The 17401-nt window shown below is 43.9% G+C and carries 16 protein-coding genes; 11 read left to right on the top strand and 5 right to left on the bottom strand.

Translation table 11 applies throughout. The features are described 5' to 3' along the window. Positions 1–15 precede the first annotated feature (15 nt). From argC to ABZD21_RS03890, 4 genes are all read right to left on the bottom strand, one after another. Complete coding sequence (gene argC, locus ABZD21_RS03905) at positions 16–990, bottom strand: N-acetyl-gamma-glutamyl-phosphate reductase (protein ID WP_372773024.1); 975 nt, start codon at positions 988–990, stop codon at positions 16–18. A 9-nt stretch (positions 991–999) separates the two neighbouring features. Beyond that, the gene (locus ABZD21_RS03900; RefSeq protein ID WP_372773022.1) at positions 1000–2193 is read right to left on the bottom strand and encodes an argininosuccinate synthase; all 1194 of its coding nucleotides are present in this window, start codon (positions 2191–2193) and stop codon (positions 1000–1002) included. A gap of 248 nt (positions 2194–2441) precedes the next feature. Continuing rightward, entirely contained in the window at positions 2442–3155 is a 714-nt protein-coding gene (locus ABZD21_RS03895; RefSeq protein WP_372773020.1) for a GNAT family N-acetyltransferase, read from the bottom strand. 4 nt (positions 3156–3159) lie between these two features. After that, positions 3160–3645, bottom strand: coding sequence for an arginine repressor (locus ABZD21_RS03890; protein WP_372773019.1), 486 nt, complete (start codon positions 3643–3645; stop codon positions 3160–3162). A 248-nt stretch (positions 3646–3893) separates the two neighbouring features. On the opposite strand from ABZD21_RS03890, the gene carA reads away from it, so the two are divergent. The 7 genes from carA to cysK all read left to right on the top strand — a co-directional run bounded on the left by carA (position 3894) and on the right by cysK (position 13907). Then, positions 3894–4979, top strand: coding sequence for a glutamine-hydrolyzing carbamoyl-phosphate synthase small subunit (gene carA, locus ABZD21_RS03885; RefSeq protein WP_372773017.1), 1086 nt, complete (start codon positions 3894–3896; stop codon positions 4977–4979). A 52-nt stretch (positions 4980–5031) separates the two neighbouring features. After that, positions 5032–8271, top strand: a complete 3240-nt coding sequence (gene carB, locus ABZD21_RS03880) for a carbamoyl-phosphate synthase (glutamine-hydrolyzing) large subunit (RefSeq protein WP_372773015.1) — start codon at positions 5032–5034, stop codon at positions 8269–8271. Between the two features lie 340 nt (positions 8272–8611). Continuing rightward, positions 8612–9181 (top strand): DUF502 domain-containing protein, encoded by a 570-nt coding sequence (locus tag ABZD21_RS03875; RefSeq protein WP_372773014.1) that lies wholly within the window; start codon positions 8612–8614, stop codon positions 9179–9181. A gap of 75 nt (positions 9182–9256) precedes the next feature. Continuing rightward, positions 9257–10303: a TerC/Alx family metal homeostasis membrane protein gene (locus tag ABZD21_RS03870; RefSeq protein WP_372773013.1), complete on the top strand. Its 1047-nt coding sequence runs from the start codon at positions 9257–9259 to the stop codon at positions 10301–10303. Positions 10304–10477: 174 nt separating this feature from the next. Continuing rightward, a complete protein-coding gene (locus ABZD21_RS03865) occupies positions 10478–11404 on the top strand; it encodes an ABC transporter ATP-binding protein (protein ID WP_372773012.1) in 927 nt (308 codons plus the stop codon). Between the two features lie 3 nt (positions 11405–11407). After that, a complete protein-coding gene (locus tag ABZD21_RS03860) occupies positions 11408–12754 on the top strand; it encodes an ABC transporter permease (protein WP_372773011.1) in 1347 nt (448 codons plus the stop codon). Positions 12755–12995: 241 nt separating this feature from the next. Continuing rightward, a complete protein-coding gene (cysK, locus tag ABZD21_RS03855; RefSeq protein WP_372773010.1) occupies positions 12996–13907 on the top strand; it encodes a cysteine synthase A in 912 nt (303 codons plus the stop codon). Positions 13908–14116: 209 nt separating this feature from the next. Here the strand turns inward: cysK and ABZD21_RS03850 are convergent, their stop codons facing one another. Continuing rightward, positions 14117–14776: a porin family protein gene (locus tag ABZD21_RS03850; protein ID WP_372773009.1), complete on the bottom strand. Its 660-nt coding sequence runs from the start codon at positions 14774–14776 to the stop codon at positions 14117–14119. Positions 14777–15378: 602 nt separating this feature from the next. Here ABZD21_RS03850 and ABZD21_RS03845 point away from each other — a divergent pair. From ABZD21_RS03845 to ABZD21_RS03830, 4 genes are read left to right on the top strand one after another with little or no spacing between them, the layout of a single operon-like run. Continuing rightward, complete coding sequence (locus ABZD21_RS03845) at positions 15379–15714, top strand: TM2 domain-containing protein (protein ID WP_372773008.1); 336 nt, start codon at positions 15379–15381, stop codon at positions 15712–15714. A gap of 3 nt (positions 15715–15717) precedes the next feature. Further along, the gene (locus tag ABZD21_RS03840; RefSeq protein ID WP_372773007.1) at positions 15718–16134 is read left to right on the top strand and encodes a DUF2752 domain-containing protein; all 417 of its coding nucleotides are present in this window, start codon (positions 15718–15720) and stop codon (positions 16132–16134) included. Continuing rightward, complete coding sequence (locus tag ABZD21_RS03835; protein WP_372773006.1) at positions 16131–16568, top strand: hypothetical protein; 438 nt, start codon at positions 16131–16133, stop codon at positions 16566–16568. The genes ABZD21_RS03840 and ABZD21_RS03835 overlap by 4 nt, the downstream gene beginning before the upstream one ends. Further along, positions 16565–17365: a M48 family metallopeptidase gene (locus ABZD21_RS03830; RefSeq protein WP_372773005.1), complete on the top strand. Its 801-nt coding sequence runs from the start codon at positions 16565–16567 to the stop codon at positions 17363–17365. Before ABZD21_RS03835 ends, ABZD21_RS03830 begins: the two co-directional genes overlap by 4 nt. Positions 17366–17401 lie beyond the last annotated feature (36 nt).

Below are 17401 nucleotides of genomic sequence, written 5' to 3'. Positions count from 1 at the left end.
GTCCCGAAATCGGCTTTAAAATGATACCGGTTTTAAGTTCAGCCCGGTTTTTTCATCCAAGCCAAATTGCAGGTTCATGTTTTGAACTGCCTGTCCCGAAGCGCCTTTCAGCAAATTATCGGTCACACTCAGAATCATGAGTTTGCTGCCATGTTTTTCCAAATGCAAAATGGCTTTGTTTGTGTTCACCACCTGCTTCACATCCGGATTTTCGTTGGTAACAAACACAAACGGATGTCCGGCATAGTAGTCCTCGTACAACTTTATCGCTTCTTCAATCGTTCCGGCAAATTCCGTATAGGTTGAAGCAAAAATGCCCCGGGTATGGTTGCCCCGCACCGGAATAAAATTGATGGCTTTATCGTAACCAGGCTGAAGCTGTTTCACACTTTGGGTAATTTCGCCTAAGTGTTGGTGCTGAAACGCCTTGTAAACCGAGACATTGCTATTTCGCCAGCTAAAATGCGAGGTCGACGAAGGCGCCTGCCCAGCTCCCGTTGAACCGGTAATGGCATGCACATGCAGCTCATCGGTCAGCAGGCCGGCTGCCGCAAGGGGCAACACAGTCAACTGAATTCCGGTTGCAAAACATCCGGGGTTAGCAATGTGTGCCGACTGCCGAATTGTTTCGCGGTTCAATTCCGGCAGGCCGTACACAAAGTCATTTCCTTCGGTCTTCAAGCGGTAATCGTGACTAAGGTCGATAATTTTCACGGTTGAAGGAATGTCATTCGCGGTGACAAATTCCTTCGATTTACCGTGTCCCATGCACAGAAAGATGACATCACACAGGCTAAAGTCGGGCTTAGCGACAAAAACCAGCTCTGTATCTCCCACCAGGTCACGGTGCACTTCGTAAATTGGGTTTCCCGCATTACTGCTGCTTTGAATAAAAGTCAATTCAGCTTGCGGATGGTACATCAAAATCCGGATTAATTCGCCAGCCGTGTAACCGGCTCCTCCAATAATTCCTACTTTAATCTTGCTCATCAGTCCGGACTAGAATTTCTTATTTACTGAATTATAAATTTTCAGCGACGTTCCTAAAATCTTGGTAAACCCTTTCACATCGTCTGATGTCCAGGCTTTATTCATTTCGCCATACTCACCAAAATCAGATTTCATCAGGTCGTATGGAGAATCAACACCAACCAGCACAAACTGATAAGGACGCAATTTCACAATCACTTTCCCCGAAACCGTTTGTTGCGTATTTTCCAGAAACTTCTCAATATCGCGCATGACCGGGTCGAGGTAGAGCGACTCGTGCAGAAACATTCCGTACCAGTTCGACAACTGTTCTTTCCAGTACATTTGCCATTTGGTCAGGGTGTGTTTTTCCAGCATCTGGTGGGCCTTCAAAATGACCATAGGAGCGGCAGCCTCAAAACCGACCCGTCCTTTAATACCGATAATGGTATCGCCAATATGCATATCGCGGCCAATACCAAAAGGAGCTGCTATCGCTTCCAAATCACGAATAGCCTCAACAGTATTGAAATAACGTTTTCCATCAACTCCTTTCAACTCACCTTCAACAAAATCGAGTGTAACTTCACGCTCTTCTTTTTCGGTTAATTGAGAAGGATAAGCCGACTCGGGTAATGTTTGATCCGATGTTAGTGTTTCTTTGCCGCCAATACTGGTTCCCCACAAACCTTTGTTGATGGAATAGGCCATTTTCGACCAATCAGCATCAACACCATGTTCCTTCAAATAATCAATTTCCTGCTGACGAGTCAACTGCAAATCGCGGGTTGGGGTCAAAATCTGGATATCCGGAGCCAACACTTCAAAAGTCAGGTCGAAACGAACCTGATCGTTTCCGGCACCGGTACTACCGTGAGCCACATATTTGGCACCTATTTTTTTGGCATATTCAATAATCGCAATGGCCTGAAAAACACGCTCCGAGCTTACCGAGATAGGGTAAGTATTGTTGCGCAATACATTTCCAAAAACCATGTACTTAATACATTTTTCGTAATAGGTGTCGGTAACATCGAGTGTTACGTGCTTGGCTGAGCCCAACTCGTAAGCTTTCCGTTCAATGGTCTCCAGCTCTTCTTTACCAAAACCTCCGGTATTGGCAATGGCTGTATAAACTTCCAACCCTTTTTCAACCGACAAGTATTTTGCACAAAATGAGGTATCTAAACCTCCACTATATGCTAATACTACCTTTTCTTTCATTTTAAATTGATTTATGGTCAGGGACCTGTTGGTAATTTATTGAATCGCAATTCGCTTTGCTTCTTATCGAAAACAAAGCGAATTGAGATAAGTTAATTTGATAAAAAAAGTGGCGACACACATTCAGCATTTTACTGAAAACTTACAACTTTACTAACCTTGAGGCCTGCCCGGACTACTGTTTAACAATTAATCCTGAAAATTCCTATGATACTATAACATCCGAAACAGACCCTTTATGAAAAAAATTAATCCTGAAATGACTGCTGAACAGTGCCACCACTTATATCTTGTTTTACTCGTTTAAACATGCTAAAGTTTGAAACTTTGTCACCATTATGCGACTTCGACTTCAATTTTCCGATCATTTCGATCAACGAAATCCTCTTCGGCTTAATTTCAGCCTCTTTTTTATTTTTCTCCCATACCGGATCAAACAGCATTCCGGTGCACAAACACTTGGAACGACCAGTGCGCTGAAGAATATCGTAATTTACACAACTCTGACATCCTTTCCAGAAGCTTTCATCGTCGGTTAACTCGGAGAAAGTAACAGGGCGATACCCCAGTTCGTGGTTAATTTTCATGACCGCTAAACCGGTTGTCAACCCAAATATTTTGGCATCGGGGAATTTCTTACGCGACAATTGAAAAGCTTTTTTCTTGATTTCGCGAGCCAAACCGCCACCGCGATATTCTTTCACAACAATCAAACCCGAGTTGGCCACAAACCGGTTGTGTCCCCACGACTCCACATAGCAAAAGCCGGCAAACTTATCTCCATCAAGTGCTATAATTGCTTTTCCTTCCGCAATTTTTGTGGTAATATACTCGTCGCTCCGACGGGCAATACCTGTACCACGCTCCTTCGATGCTGCATCGATGGTGTCGTTAATAACCGTGACATAACTCAAATGTGAGTCATCCGCAACAAAAACTTTTACTCCTTCTACTGTCTTCATTTCTTTATTTGCCAATCTTTTCCTGTAACTTGGGCATAATTAATATCAAGCCGTTTTTAAGATCGCGGGGAGTAACACCTTCACGCATAACCAACAAAATGGTATCATCTCCTGCTATACTCCCTAAAATCTCGTATGGCTCTGCATTATCCAGAACGGCAGCAATACTGCTGGCATATCCCGGACGAGTACGCATAACCGCCAGGTTACCGGAGAAATTCAAATCCCGAAATCCATCAGCCAGGAAATTCACCTCCGAGCCCGACGTTCTGATTTCATTGTTCATTCCTTCCGGAACCACATATCTATAACCTTGATTTCCCGACGGGACCTTGGCTACTTTTAGCATCTTCAAATCGCGCGACAAGGTCGCCTGGGTTAAATCATAACCATCCTCATGCAACTTCACCAACAACTCTTCCTGACTGTGTATCTCGTTGGAAGAAATGATCTTTCTTATGGCTAATTGTCGGCTTACACGATTTCTCATTTTGTATATATATTCAAATACAATGCAAATTTATTCATTTTTTATAAAAAACAAATTTTAATTCCGGAAATATTTCTATTTTTGTACCGGTTGAAAAAATCAGGAGAGTTTCCTGAAAACAAAAAATGAAAGATTAATTTCTGAAAACGTGAACAGAAAACATCAAATCAATAGAAATAAGCACAATGCGTTTGAACTACTACCGTAGGCAAACGCATTTTTTTTAATCATATAAGCGATCATAAGAAATGACAGAGGCAAAAAAAGTCAGTTTGGTTTTAGAAGATGGAACCCGTTTTGAGGGAAAATCTTTCGGATATGACAAGTCGATTGCAGGCGAGGTAGTTTTTTACACTGCAATGACCGGGTACCCGGAAAGTTTAACAGATCCTTCATATACGGGACAGATTTTGGTTTCTACCTTTCCGCTCATCGGAAACTATGGTGTACCGTCTGATCAGATGAAGGATGAGATTCACGAGTTTTACGAATCGAACAAGGTGCACATCAGCGGATTAATCATTTCCGATTACTCAGCAGAATACAGTCACTGGAATGCCATTAAAAGCTTAGGCGAATGGTTGAAAGAATCGAAAGTTCCGGGCTTGTATGGCATTGATACACGCGCGCTGACAAAGATCCTTCGGGTAAAAGGCTCCATGTTGGGTAAAATCGAGTTCGAAGATGAACCGATAGAGATGTATGACCCGAATGTACAAAACCTGGTAGCTGTTGCCAGCACCGACAAAAAAGAAGTTTACGGAAATGGCGAACACCGGGTTGTGTTAGTTGATTGTGGTGTAAAATACAACATCATCCGCTGCCTGCTCGACCGGAATGCAACTGTTATTCGTGTGCCCTGGGATTACGATTTCACGCAAGAAGAATACGATGGCGTTTTCCTTTCGAACGGCCCGGGCGACCCTGCTCAATGCGAACCAACTGTTGCCAACATCCGAAAAGCCATTCAAACTGAAAAGCCAATCATGGGAATCTGCCTTGGAAACCAACTATTGGCGCGTGCTGCGGGAGCCGAAACTTACAAACTGAAGTTCGGTCATCGTAGCCATAATCAACCGGTGTTGCTTGCCGGTACTGATCGCTGTTTTATTACCTCACAAAATCACGGCTATGCTGTGGCTCCCGAATCGTTGCCTGCCGACTGGGAAGCAATGTTTGTCAATGTGAATGACGATACCAATGAAGGGATCCGTCATAAAACCAAACCATTTTTCTCTACGCAATTCCACCCCGAAGCCTGCAGTGGCCCGGTTGACACGGAATATTTGTTTGACGAATTCATTGAAAACATTGTAAAATTCAAAAAAGGCTAACAAATCATTCCTCCCTAAAAAAGGAACAGAAAGGAGCACAAACATTAATATTATGGTACGTTTAAATACAAGTATAAAGAAAGCGATTGTTCTGGGTTCGGGTGCGTTGAAAATTGGTGAAGCCGGAGAGTTCGACTACTCCGGATCGCAAGCACTGAAAGCATTGAAAGAAGAAGGTGTTGAAACCATCCTGATTAACCCAAACATTGCCACAATTCAAACGTCGGAAGAAATTGCCGACAAAATTTATTTCCTGCCCGTAACCGCCTACTTTGTTGAGCAGGTGATTAAAAAAGAAAAACCGGACGGTATTTTGCTGGCATTTGGTGGACAAACAGCACTGAACTGCGGGGTCGATCTTTTCCGCCAGGGAATACTCGAAAAATACAACATCCAGGTTGTAGGTACACCGGTACAAAGTATTATTGACACCGAAGACCGTGAGATTTTCTCAAGCATTCTGAAAGAAATCGATGTAAAAACGCCACGCAGTATCGCCTGTGTAAACATGGCCGAAGGGAGAATAGCTGCTGAAAAGCTGGGCTTCCCGATTATTGTACGTGCAGCTTACACGTTAGGCGGGCTCGGTAGCGGATTTTGCAACAATGAAAAAGAACTGGACAAACTGTTGTCGAGTGCTTTCACCTATTCTCCTCAGGTTTTGGTTGAAGAATCAATCAAAGGCTGGAAAGAGGTTGAATACGAAGTTGTGCGCGACAAATACGACAATTGTATTACGGTTTGTAACATGGAGAACTTCGATCCGCTAGGTATTCATACCGGCGAGTCGATCGTAGTTGCGCCATCGCAAACACTTTCAAACGCCGAATATCATAAGCTTCGTAAAATCGCGATTAAAATCATCCGCCGCATCGGTATTGTTGGCGAGTGTAACGTTCAGTACGCGCTCGACCCTCACTCCGAAGATTATCGGGTGATTGAGGTGAACGCTCGTCTGTCGCGTTCATCAGCCTTGGCATCGAAAGCAACAGGATATCCTCTGGCTTTTGTGGCAGCAAAATTAGGTTTGGGTTACGGACTGCACGAGTTAAAAAACTCGGTTACCAAAGTTACAACCGCTTGTTTTGAACCGGCTCTCGACTACATCGTTTGTAAAATTCCTCGTTGGGACTTAAATAAGTTCAGCGGTGTTTCAAAAAACCTGGGTAGTTCAATGAAATCAGTGGGCGAAATCATGTCAATCGGTCGCAGTTTCGAAGAAGCCATCCAAAAGGGAATTCGAATGGTTGGACTTGGCATGCACGGATTTGTTGGCAACAAGGAAGAAATAACGATTGAACAAATCGACGAAGAATTGTCGAATCCGACCGATCGCCGGATTTTTGCCATCGCCGCGGCATTCGATAAAGGCTACTCGATTGAAGATATTCACAAAAAAACCAGAATCGATCATTGGTTCCTGCAAAAGCTACACAACATTTATGTGTTGAAAGAAGAGCTGGCGACAAAAAACCAACTAACCGAGGTGAGCGACGACTTACTGCTGGACGTGAAAAAAGCCGGCTTCTCCGACTTCCAAATAGCTCGTTTGGTGATGGATTCAAGCAACAAGGAAATCAACGAAGGACTGCTGAAAGTTCGCGAGTATCGCAAAGCAAAAGGCATCACTCCTTTCGTGAAACAAATTGATACACTGGCCGGTGAATATCCGGCACAGACCAACTACCTGTACGTTACCTACAATGGTACAGAGCACGATGTTGAATTCCCAAAAGATGAAAAATCAGTCGTTGTGCTTGGTTCGGGAGCCTACCGTATTGGTAGTTCGGTTGAGTTCGACTGGTGTTCGGTGAATGCCATCAGCACCATTCGTAAAGAAGGGCTGCGTTCGATCATGATCAACTACAATCCGGAGACTGTAAGTACTGACTACGACACCTGCGACCGCTTGTATTTCGACGAGCTGACTTTTGAGCGGGTGATGGATATCTACGAACTGGAGAACCCTAAAGGGGTTATTGTGTCGGTTGGAGGACAGATTCCGAACAACCTGGCAATGAAACTTCACCGCCAGCAGGTTCCAATCATGGGAACATCGGCTGTAAAAATTGATAACGCGGAAGACCGCAAAAAATTCAGCGCGCTGCTCGACGAAATTGGTGTTGACCAGCCACGCTGGAATGAGCTGACCAGTATCGACGACATCTACAAATTTGTGGAACTGGTAGGCTTCCCGGTGCTCATTCGCCCGTCATACGTGCTATCCGGTGCGGCCATGAACGTGGTTTCGAACCACGACCAGCTGGAACACTTCCTGCAAATGGCAGCCGATGTATCAAAAGAGCATCCGGTGGTAGTGACTGAGTTTATTGAACAAGCAAAAGAAATTGAAATTGACGCCGTAGCCGACAAAGGTGAAATGGTGGCTTATGCCATCTCGGAACACGTTGAGTTTGCCGGTGTTCACTCCGGTGACGCTACCATTGTGTTTCCGCCGCAAAAATTATATGTCGAAACCATTCGCCGAATCAAGAAAATATCGCGCGAAATTGCCAAAGCACTCGAAATTACCGGTCCGTTCAACATGCAATTTCTTGCGAAAGATAACGACATCAAAGTAATTGAATGTAACCTGCGTGCATCGCGTAGCTTCCCATTTGTATCGAAGGTGATGAAAATCAACCTGATTGAAATCGCGACTCAGGTGATGTTGGGCGCTCCGTATACCAAGCCGGACAAATCGTTGTTTGAATTGGATTACGTTGGCGTGAAAGCACCTCAATTCTCCTTCGCCCGCTTGTTGAATGCCGACCCGGTCTTGGGTGTCGACATGTCGTCAACCGGTGAAGTTGGCTGTATTGGCGAAAACTTCTACGAAGCGATTTTGAAATCGATGCTTTCGGTAGGTTACAAGTTCCCCGAAAAGAATGTGCTAATCTCGTCGGGACAAGCACGCTCGAAAATAGAACTGCTTTCCAGCGCCCGCATGTTGCAGGAACGTGGATTCAATATTTACGCAACCGAAGGAACACATCGTTTCCTGCGTGAAAATAAAGTTGAATCGACCATGCTTCACTGGCCGGACGAGGAAGATCAACAGCCAAACACAATGGATTATCTTCGGGATAAGAAAATTGATCTGGTGGTGAACATCCCGAAAAACTATACTAAACGCGAGTTGAGTAATGGTTATAAAATCCGTCGGGGCTCAATCGACTACAATATTCCGCTGATTACGAATGCCCGTGTGGCCAGCGCGTTTATTCACGCTGTTTGCAAATACACACTCGATGATATTGGCATCAAACATTGGGACGAATATAAATCGTAACCCTCGCCTATTTAAATTGAAAATCCCGCTTCATCGAGCGGGATTTTTTTTACCCTATCAATGGCCAGCCCTACCTTTCATCCTGTTTGCCAGATGATCTTTCAATGATGTATTGGCAGTGTAAACGAATGATCAGCTTATTTCGCTCCCATATCGTTTCAGAGACGGCGAAAAAATCAATCCGAAAGCCCGATTCGTACACCAAACTTTACTCAAATTTAATTGTATCATAAATTTGCCGCCCCCGAAAGAATTATTTTAGGGTTAATTTTCAAACTGAAATATCCTGCTTCCATAATTCGTAATTTGGCGCCACCATTCAATTTAAAAATACTTTAATATGAAACGGCTTATCACCTATTTCATGCAAGGGTTGGTGTTTGTTGCCCCCTTGGCCATAACTATTTATATCATCTTTCTGATTTTCGATATCATTGACGGACTGCTACGCAATGTTGTTGGCACCTGGCTCGGACATACGGTTCCCGGTCTGGGACTTCTCATCATAGTAGTCCTGCTCACCCTGCTTGGTTTAATTGGTGAGTACATCGTCTTCAATCCTTTCAAACGAATTGGCGAACGGCTATTAAACCGGGCTCCTCTGCTGAAGGTAATTTACACCTCGTTGGTCGACCTGTTTTCTGCTTTTGTTGGAAAGGAGAAGAAGTTTAACAAACCGGTGCTCGTGTGTATTAACCAGGAAAACAAGCTCTGGAAAATTGGTTTTCTCACACAACAAAGCATGGATGAAATACATATGCCGGGGTTGGTGTCAGTCTATTTTCCGCATTCGTACAACTTTTCGGGCGAGTTATATTTGGTTGAAACCAGTGCTGTAAAAGCCCTGGAAATGCCACCGGCTGAAGCCATGAAATTTGTTGTTTCGGGAGGCGTAACCCGCGTTAATTAACAAAAAGCGCTCAAGTACAAATTATCAATCTATATAATCCATCAAATCAGAATGTTTAGTCCTGAAATAGTTCTCATGGGAGCATTTATCCTCCTAATCGTTATTGTATTAATGATCGATTTACTCTGGGTCGGAAAAAATTCGCACGTTGTTTCAACCAAAGAAGCGTTTGTTTGGTCGGGGGTGTGGATCGGACTCGCCTTACTGTTTTATTTGTTCCTCCTCTATTGGGGTCATCTGCTACACGGAATCGACAATATGGAGCATCTGCTTGAAGTGAAAAACCGATTTTCGCCCGGATTAAAGTTCCGGAGTACCGACTATGAAGGCATGCTTCGGGATTACCGCCAATATATGTCACTGACCTATATTTCAGGATATTTCATTGAGAAAACCCTCTCCATCGATAATATTTTTGTCATTCTGCTAATATTACGAGGTTTTTCGGTTCCGCTCGAAAACTACAAAACGGTGCTTTTCTGGGGAGTCCTTGGAGCAGTCGTATTGCGATTCATCTTCATTTTTGCCGGTGCTGCCCTAATCCACCGCTTCGAATGGATCCTATTGGTCTTCGGTGCTTTTCTGGTTTTCCAGGGTGGTAAAATACTGTTTCAAAAAGACAACCACCACAAAGATCCGCACGACTATGCGATTGTTCGCTACCTATCGTGCCATTTCAATATTGCCAAAGAGTACAACGGCAATAAGTTCTGGTATCGAGTCAATCAGAAGCTAATTCTCACGCCACTATTTGTTGTTCTGGTGTTAATTGAATTTACCGATCTTCTTTTTGCGATGGATTCCATTCCGGCGGTGTTCTCCGTTTCGCTCGATCCGTTTGTCGTGTTTTTCTCCAATATTTTCGCCATTATCGGACTGCGAGCCCTCTTTTTCCTGATCGCCAACATGGTCGACAAGTTCCGCTTCCTCAGCATTGGGGTTAGCATACTTCTAATTTTTGTAGGCTTAAAACTACTGTTCCACACCTGGCTCAATGAAATTGGATTTACACCAGCATACTCGCTTTATTTTATCGGGTTTATATTGGTTGGCAGCGTACTTTTGTCGATCGCAATAAAGCCCAAAAAACGACTGGCCTTTGAAGCGAGAAAAAGCAATTAGATCGTCTCCGAGGGTCTTGCTATTTCCTAAATCTGCCAACAGCCGGAAAACCGTTTACCGCTTTTTTTCCACTGTTGGCAGATTCGTATAGGTTGTGCCAATTCGATTTCTTAAATTTGATGCTGATCATAAAAATTAAGTTCAAAAACAGCTCAAAAACCCAAAATCAGATTTATGGAATTGTTTAACGCAACGGATGTTGTAAAAGACTACGCTGGGCATCGGGCGCTCGATCATGTGAGCATATCGGTCGAAGAGCAGTCGATCTTCGGACTACTCGGACCAAACGGAGCCGGCAAAACAACGCTCATCCGAATCATCAACCAGATTACTGCTCCCGACTCGGGCGAAATCTACTTCATGGGGCGAAAAGTAAAATCAACCGACATTCAATACATTGGTTATCTTCCCGAGGAACGTGGATTGTACAAAAAAATGAAGGTTGGCGAACAAGCTTTGTACTTGGCTCAACTAAAAGGTTTGTCTCGCAATGACGCGCTAAAAAACCTGAAAAAATGGTTTGAAAAGTTCGAGATCCAAGGCTGGTGGAACAAGAAAGTGGAGGAGCTTTCGAAAGGAATGGCGCAAAAAGTTCAGTTCATTACAACGGTCATTCACGAACCCAAGTTGCTGATTTTCGATGAGCCCTTCAGTGGTTTCGACCCCATTAACGCCAACCTCCTGAAAAATGAAATATTACAACTGAAGGAACAAGGCGCGACCATCATTTTTTCGACCCACAATATGGGCTCGGTTGAAGAAGTTTGCGATCATATCGCGTTGATTCACAAGTCGCGCAAAATTCTGGATGGCAATATCTACGATATTAAAGAAAACCACAAGCTCGGAATTTTCGAGATTGAAACCCCCACGCTGACCGATATTACTGCCAATTTTTCGGGCAATGGATTTCAACTCATTGAGAATGAAATCAGGGGAAACCGCCAGCGGGTTAAGTTTCAGAAATCGGAACATGAGAGCAACCGCGAAGTACTTCAAAAGCTGACGGCACAACTCGACATTTCAGCTTTCCGCGAAGTTATTCCCAGCATGAATGACGTTTTTATTCAAGTAGTTGAACAAGCAAACCTAAGCAAATAAGTCATGAACAAAGCACTACTCATTTTAAAACGCGAATACCTCACCCGTGTCCGCAAAAAGTCGTTTATTATTATGACGATTCTGGTGCCATTCCTGTTTGGAGCCATGACTATTTTGCCGGCATGGCTGGCGATGCAAGACGACAAGGAAGAGCGCACCATTGCCGTTTACGATGGAACCGATGTATTTCTGGGACGGCTGGAAAACACTGAATACACCAAATTTCACTTCATACCCCAGGAAGAGTTTTTGCCAATTAAAGAAGACATCAAAAACAGTGGTTTTTATGCCGTTTTGTTTATTCCCCCCAACCTGCTAAGTGCCAACCGCGCGCAGATCTTTTCCGACAAACAGGTTCCGATCGATTTAAAAATGATGGTGAATCGCCGATTAGAGCAGATTCTGGAAAACGATAAAAAGCAGGCCGTCATTAACGAATCCGGCATACCCGATCTCGACAAAAAACTAGCTGCAACGCGAACAAACATTAATCTGGAAACGATAAAGGTTGGCGACAAAGGCGAGTCGGTGAAAAGCTCGACCGAGATCGCCATGGCTGTTGGTTACGCTGCCGGATTCATTATCTATATGTTTGTTTTTATCTACGGAACGATGGTTATGCGCGGTGTGATGGAAGAAAAAACAAGCCGGATCGTCGAAGTCATCATCTCATCAGTAAAACCCATGCAGCTCATGTTTGGCAAGATTGTCGGTATTGGGCTGGTAGGTCTCACGCAGCTGCTTTTTTGGGTGATTATTGGCGGAGCGATTATTGCCGGGGTGCAAACCTTTGCAGGCGGCGATCCGAGCCAGGCAATGGAGCAAACTCAAAACCTGATGAACTCGCAAGGTGTCACTATGGCTCCCGCAGTTCAGGCACAGCAACAAAACATGGCTCTCGAGATTGTTGATATGATCAGCAACCTGAATTTGCCACTCCTGCTCGGGTGCTTTATCTTTTACTTCCTGGGTGGCTTCCTCATGTATTCGTCGCTTATGGGTGCCATTGGCTCTGCTGTCGACCACGACGAAGAAGCACAGCAACTAATGCTACCGGTAACCCTGCCGTTGATATTCTCCATCATCATTTTATTCCCGGTGGTTAAAAATCCGGAGGGAGCGCTGGCCTTTTGGGCATCAATTGTTCCATTTTCGTCACCAATCATCATGATGGTGCGTGTTCCCTTTGGCGTTCCGGTTTGGGAATTGCTCCTTTCCATGGCTACGCTAATTGCCTCAATTGCAGGCACAATATGGGTTGCAGGGAAAATTTATCGCACCGGAATTCTCATGTATGGCAAAAAAGTCAATTTTAAAGAAATTATTAAATGGCTCCGATATCGAAATTAAATGAGCTAAAAATGTTTTTATCTGAACTTTTTTATTTATAATTGTTCCAGATAAGAAAAAGCAAAACAAAATGACTCAAAACTTCTTCTATATGTATATGTGTTGTTGTATGAAAATACAGCCAGGGGAAGTTATATGTCAACATCAATAAGTCGCTATTGAATTCAACAATATAAAGCCTTCCCTAAATGGAAGGCTTTTTTTTATGCGAAAATTTTTAATCATCATAAAAATAGCAAACATGAAATTTAACAACATTTTGGAAACCATTGGCAACTCGCCACTCGTTCGTTTAAATCGTCTGTTTCCTGCAGACTACGAAGTATACGTAAAAGTTGAAAAAACCAATCCCGGAGGCAGCATCAAGGACCGGATTGCGCGTGAGATGGTGGAAACCGCCGAAGCACAAGGGATTATTAACGCAGATACGCTGCTGGTTGAGCCAACCTCGGGAAATACAGGTATTGGATTAGCCTTGGTAGCTGCTGTAAAAGGTTATAAGCTGGTGCTGGTAATGCCTGAATCAATGTCAGTCGAACGCCGCCGCATTCTCACCGCATACGGAGCAGAGCTGGTGCTAACGCCTAAGGAAAAAGGGATGAAAGGTGCCATTGCAAAAGCCGAGGAAATTGCTGCTGAAAATACGAACTCGTGGATTCCCTCGCAGTTCGACAACGAGGCAAACATTAACGCCCACCGCAAACATACGGCAAACGAAATTTTGGCTGATTTACCAGAGGGATTCGATTACCTGATTACCGGTGTTGGAACCGGAGGACACATTTCGGGAGTGAGCGAAGTGGTAAAAGCGAAATTTCCGAACATAAAAACATTTGCTGTTGAGCCCGAATTGTCACCGGTAATAAGTGGTGGAGCGCCTGGCCCACACCCGCTGCAGGGAATTGGCGCCGGATTCATTCCGAAGAACCTGTTGACCGACCAACTGGATGGCACCATTCAGGTATCGAAAGAAGAAGCTTTTGAATATGCCAAACGAGCAGCCAAAGAAGAAGGTTTGTTTATCGGTATTTCATCGGGAGCATCGCTGGCAGCCATTGCTAAAAAAATACAGGAACTGCCGAAAGGTTCGCGCATTGTTACGTTTAGCTACGACACCGGCGAACGCTACCTGTCGGTTGACAACCTATTTTAATCGATATTCGATTTCGCACGATTCTCATTTCGAACAATTGGGAAATACGCCATGACTAGCCAGCTCCGAAAGGGGTTGGCTTTTTTTATCCTTGAATACGACGGAATGGACACCGGAAATCGAAAAGAGAAATGCCGCCCCAAAATTTCGCGACGGCATTTTTCCTCTATAAACACCTTCATTAGTCGAAGGCTAAAACCACTAGTAGCTTAATTACCAAACCAATAACCAACTGACAACCGCAGTACCTGGTTTTGTATCTTGGTACCATAGTCGGTGTACGACGAAATATTAGCCAATCCCAAATCGTAAGAAACGCCGACAATAACATTATTCACAACAACACCGGCACCGGCAGTTAGCCCAAAATCCAAGCGTTTCAAATGGTCATCGTCACCCGACCCCCATTCAATATCATCGGTTCCGGATTCCGAATACCCTTCCCCCGAGTACTCCCATTTATCTTTACCACTCAAACCATAGCCAACGTATGGCCCAACGTTTCCAAAAATTTTCATCCCACTTTGCAATTCCTGTGTAAGCTTCAAGGTAACCGGAATATCGAGATAGTAAGTTATGATCTTGCTCTCATAACTCATCCCCTCGTCCGACTCATCCATTTTCGTCCCTTTTGTGTCTAACATGAGCCCGGTTTCAACCGAAAAAATTTCGTTTAACGGGAGATCCAGGATGACTCCAACATGAAAACCAGGAATCATTTTTGTTTCATCGCTGTAATCACCATCATCATCCTTCATGACCGCATCACTGAGGTTTAATCCTCCTCTGACACCAATGACCTGTGCTATAGTCTGCGAACTAAACAAACAGATCAACAATACCGATAAGACCTTCACTAGATTTTTCATAAATTAATTTGATTAATGACTTACTACTCGTAGGCTTTTCGAAATTCGCCTCTTACTCTTTTACAAGGATTTTCAGAAGTCTCCTTCTAAAAAAAAGAATTGATCGGCTTTAGTAATCTGAAGATTCAATCACCTATTTTTCTTACGTGTTTCGCACTAAAAAGATATTAAAATGAAGAGCCCTAAAATAGGCTCCGGCATCTGCTCGAAGATGATTTGTACTTTGCATTCGGCGAATAATATCGATGCCAATCAAAAAAAGTTTGGGGTAAAATCCAGAGGTGAACTTTTATGGTATCATTCCATACAGCGCAAAATAGAAAAGGTATACAAATCGGGCCACCAATTAAATCGTCTATGAGACTACAGCAGTGAGACTTTGGGCATTTCAAATGTTTTTTTTATTCACTGAATGATGCCACTCTTTTACCTGCACAGCAATTTAGAAATGATATAAACTATGATTAGAACCGGAGAGATTATTCATAATCAATTATATTTAAAATGATTTCTTACGAAGTCGCACAGGAAGCCGGAAACCAAACAAACGGGGCGATACCGAAAAGCCAAACGAGTAGGAATTACATCTAACTAAAACCTAAATGGAAGCACAAAAAGTTGATATGTTTATCTTGAGCAGTGGAAAGTTTTTTGAAAGTCACCAACTACCAAGTATCCGTGAGCGATTGTTGGCGATGGATGATTCAAAATGGGCCATGGCACAGACCCTTCAGTTTAAAGACCCTACAATTTCGTTGATTGTATCTCTCCTTGCCGGGGGATTTGGTGTTGATCGATTTCTGATTGGCGACACCGGCCTTGGTATTGGCAAATTACTCACCTGCGGAGGATTGGGTATTTGGGCCATCATCGACTGGTTTCTGATCATGGGAGCCACTCGCGAAAAGAACTTCGACAGATTGAATCAAGTTATTTAATTCGTGCCGATTAGTCGCACCAGATTATATCTTATACTAAGCATAGCCTGCTTTTTGGGCTATGCTTGGTTGTTTTTTCAACTACACCGGGTAACCGAAGAACTTGGGCTACCAACCGTATGCCTTTTCAAAAATATCACCACTATTCCTTGTCCTTCGTGCGGTTCAACGCGCGCGGTGTTAGAGTTGAGTCAGGGGCATCTGTTGAATGCGGCATTGATAAATCCGCTTGGCTTATTGTCAGGTATCGGGCTACTAATTATTCCGTTTTGGCTGTTATTCGACCTATTCGGGAAACGTGACACATTGCACCGATCCTACCTAAAAACAGAGCTATTTATCCGAAGACCTGCTCCGGCCGTCGTCTTCAGCTTAGCTATCATCATCAACTGGATTTGGACTATCGTTAAAGGACTATGATACAAACAAACACCTTCATTTACGAACCAGGAGAGCATGAGGCCGAAAAAGCATCGAATAGCTACCTCATGTCGCTGATCGCCGTTATGGCCGGACTTCCATTACCCATTATCAATCTGGCGGCTACCTTCATTTTTTATATGGGCAACCGCAAAGGAACTTATTTTGTGCGTTGGCATTGCATGCAGGCTTTGTTATCGCAAGCATCGCTGCTGGTAATCAATAGCTATGGTTTTTGGTGGACTATCTCGGTGCTGTTTGGCCCGGCTACAATTACAAATGCGTATATCGCTTACCTTATTTCGGCCTTCCTCTTCAACCTTTCCGAATTTATCGCAACGATTTACACGGCGATTCAAACCCGAAAAGGGATTCATGTGGAATGGTGGTTTTATGGCCGCTTAACCAACTTACTTTGCAAACCAAACGTATGAAAAAGACCCTCTTTCAAGGTTTAGCTATCATTTTTTTGTTTTTGGCGACTTGGTTTCTGTTAAATCAAATCGACTGGATGAATCTGCTTCGGATTGAAAAGGCGACCCAATCAACCGAAGAAAAACTAAGTGAGCTTTTCCTGGAATCATTCACTAGCAACGCTGCTGAACTGACCGACTCGGCGCTTCTTGCACCAATTGACAGCATTGTTTCAAAGGTTTGCACGGCCAACCAAATTGAGCGTGAAACGATTCATCTCCATTTGTTAGATCGCGACGAAGTAAACGCTTTTGCACTGCCGGCCAAGCATCTTGTTATTTATTCGGGGCTACTACGCGAAACCGATAATCCGGAAGAATTGGCCGGAGTAATTGGACACGAGCTGGCCCACATTGAGTTGAACCATGTTATGAAAAAGCTGGGCAAGGAAATCGGGTTGACTGCCTTAATTTCGATGACCGGAGGAAACAATGGATCGATCTTCGCCAAAGATGTAGCCAAACTGCTCAGCTCGACGGCATTTGACCGGGAACTGGAACGCGAGGCCGACGAAACAGCATTGGAATACCTGCTGAACGCCAAAATAAACCCGGCTCCCCTGGCCGACTTTCTATACAAACTTAGTTTGAACGAAACTGACCAACCCGACTTTATCAACTGGATCAGCACACATCCCGACTCGAAAGAACGAGCAGAGTCACTGGCAGAACGCTGCAAAAAGCTCGACGGTGAATACGAAGCTGTAATAAGCGCTGAAAGCTGGGATTGGTTAAAGGCACAGGAAGCATTGAATTGATACTCATGCCTTCATCGTCAATTGGGAACAACAACC

The organism is Mangrovibacterium sp. (genome assembly GCF_041596335.1).
In the GTDB taxonomy this organism is placed as follows: Bacteria; Bacteroidota; Bacteroidia; order Bacteroidales; family Prolixibacteraceae; genus Mangrovibacterium.
This window is presented reverse-complemented; position numbering and strand designations above follow the sequence as displayed.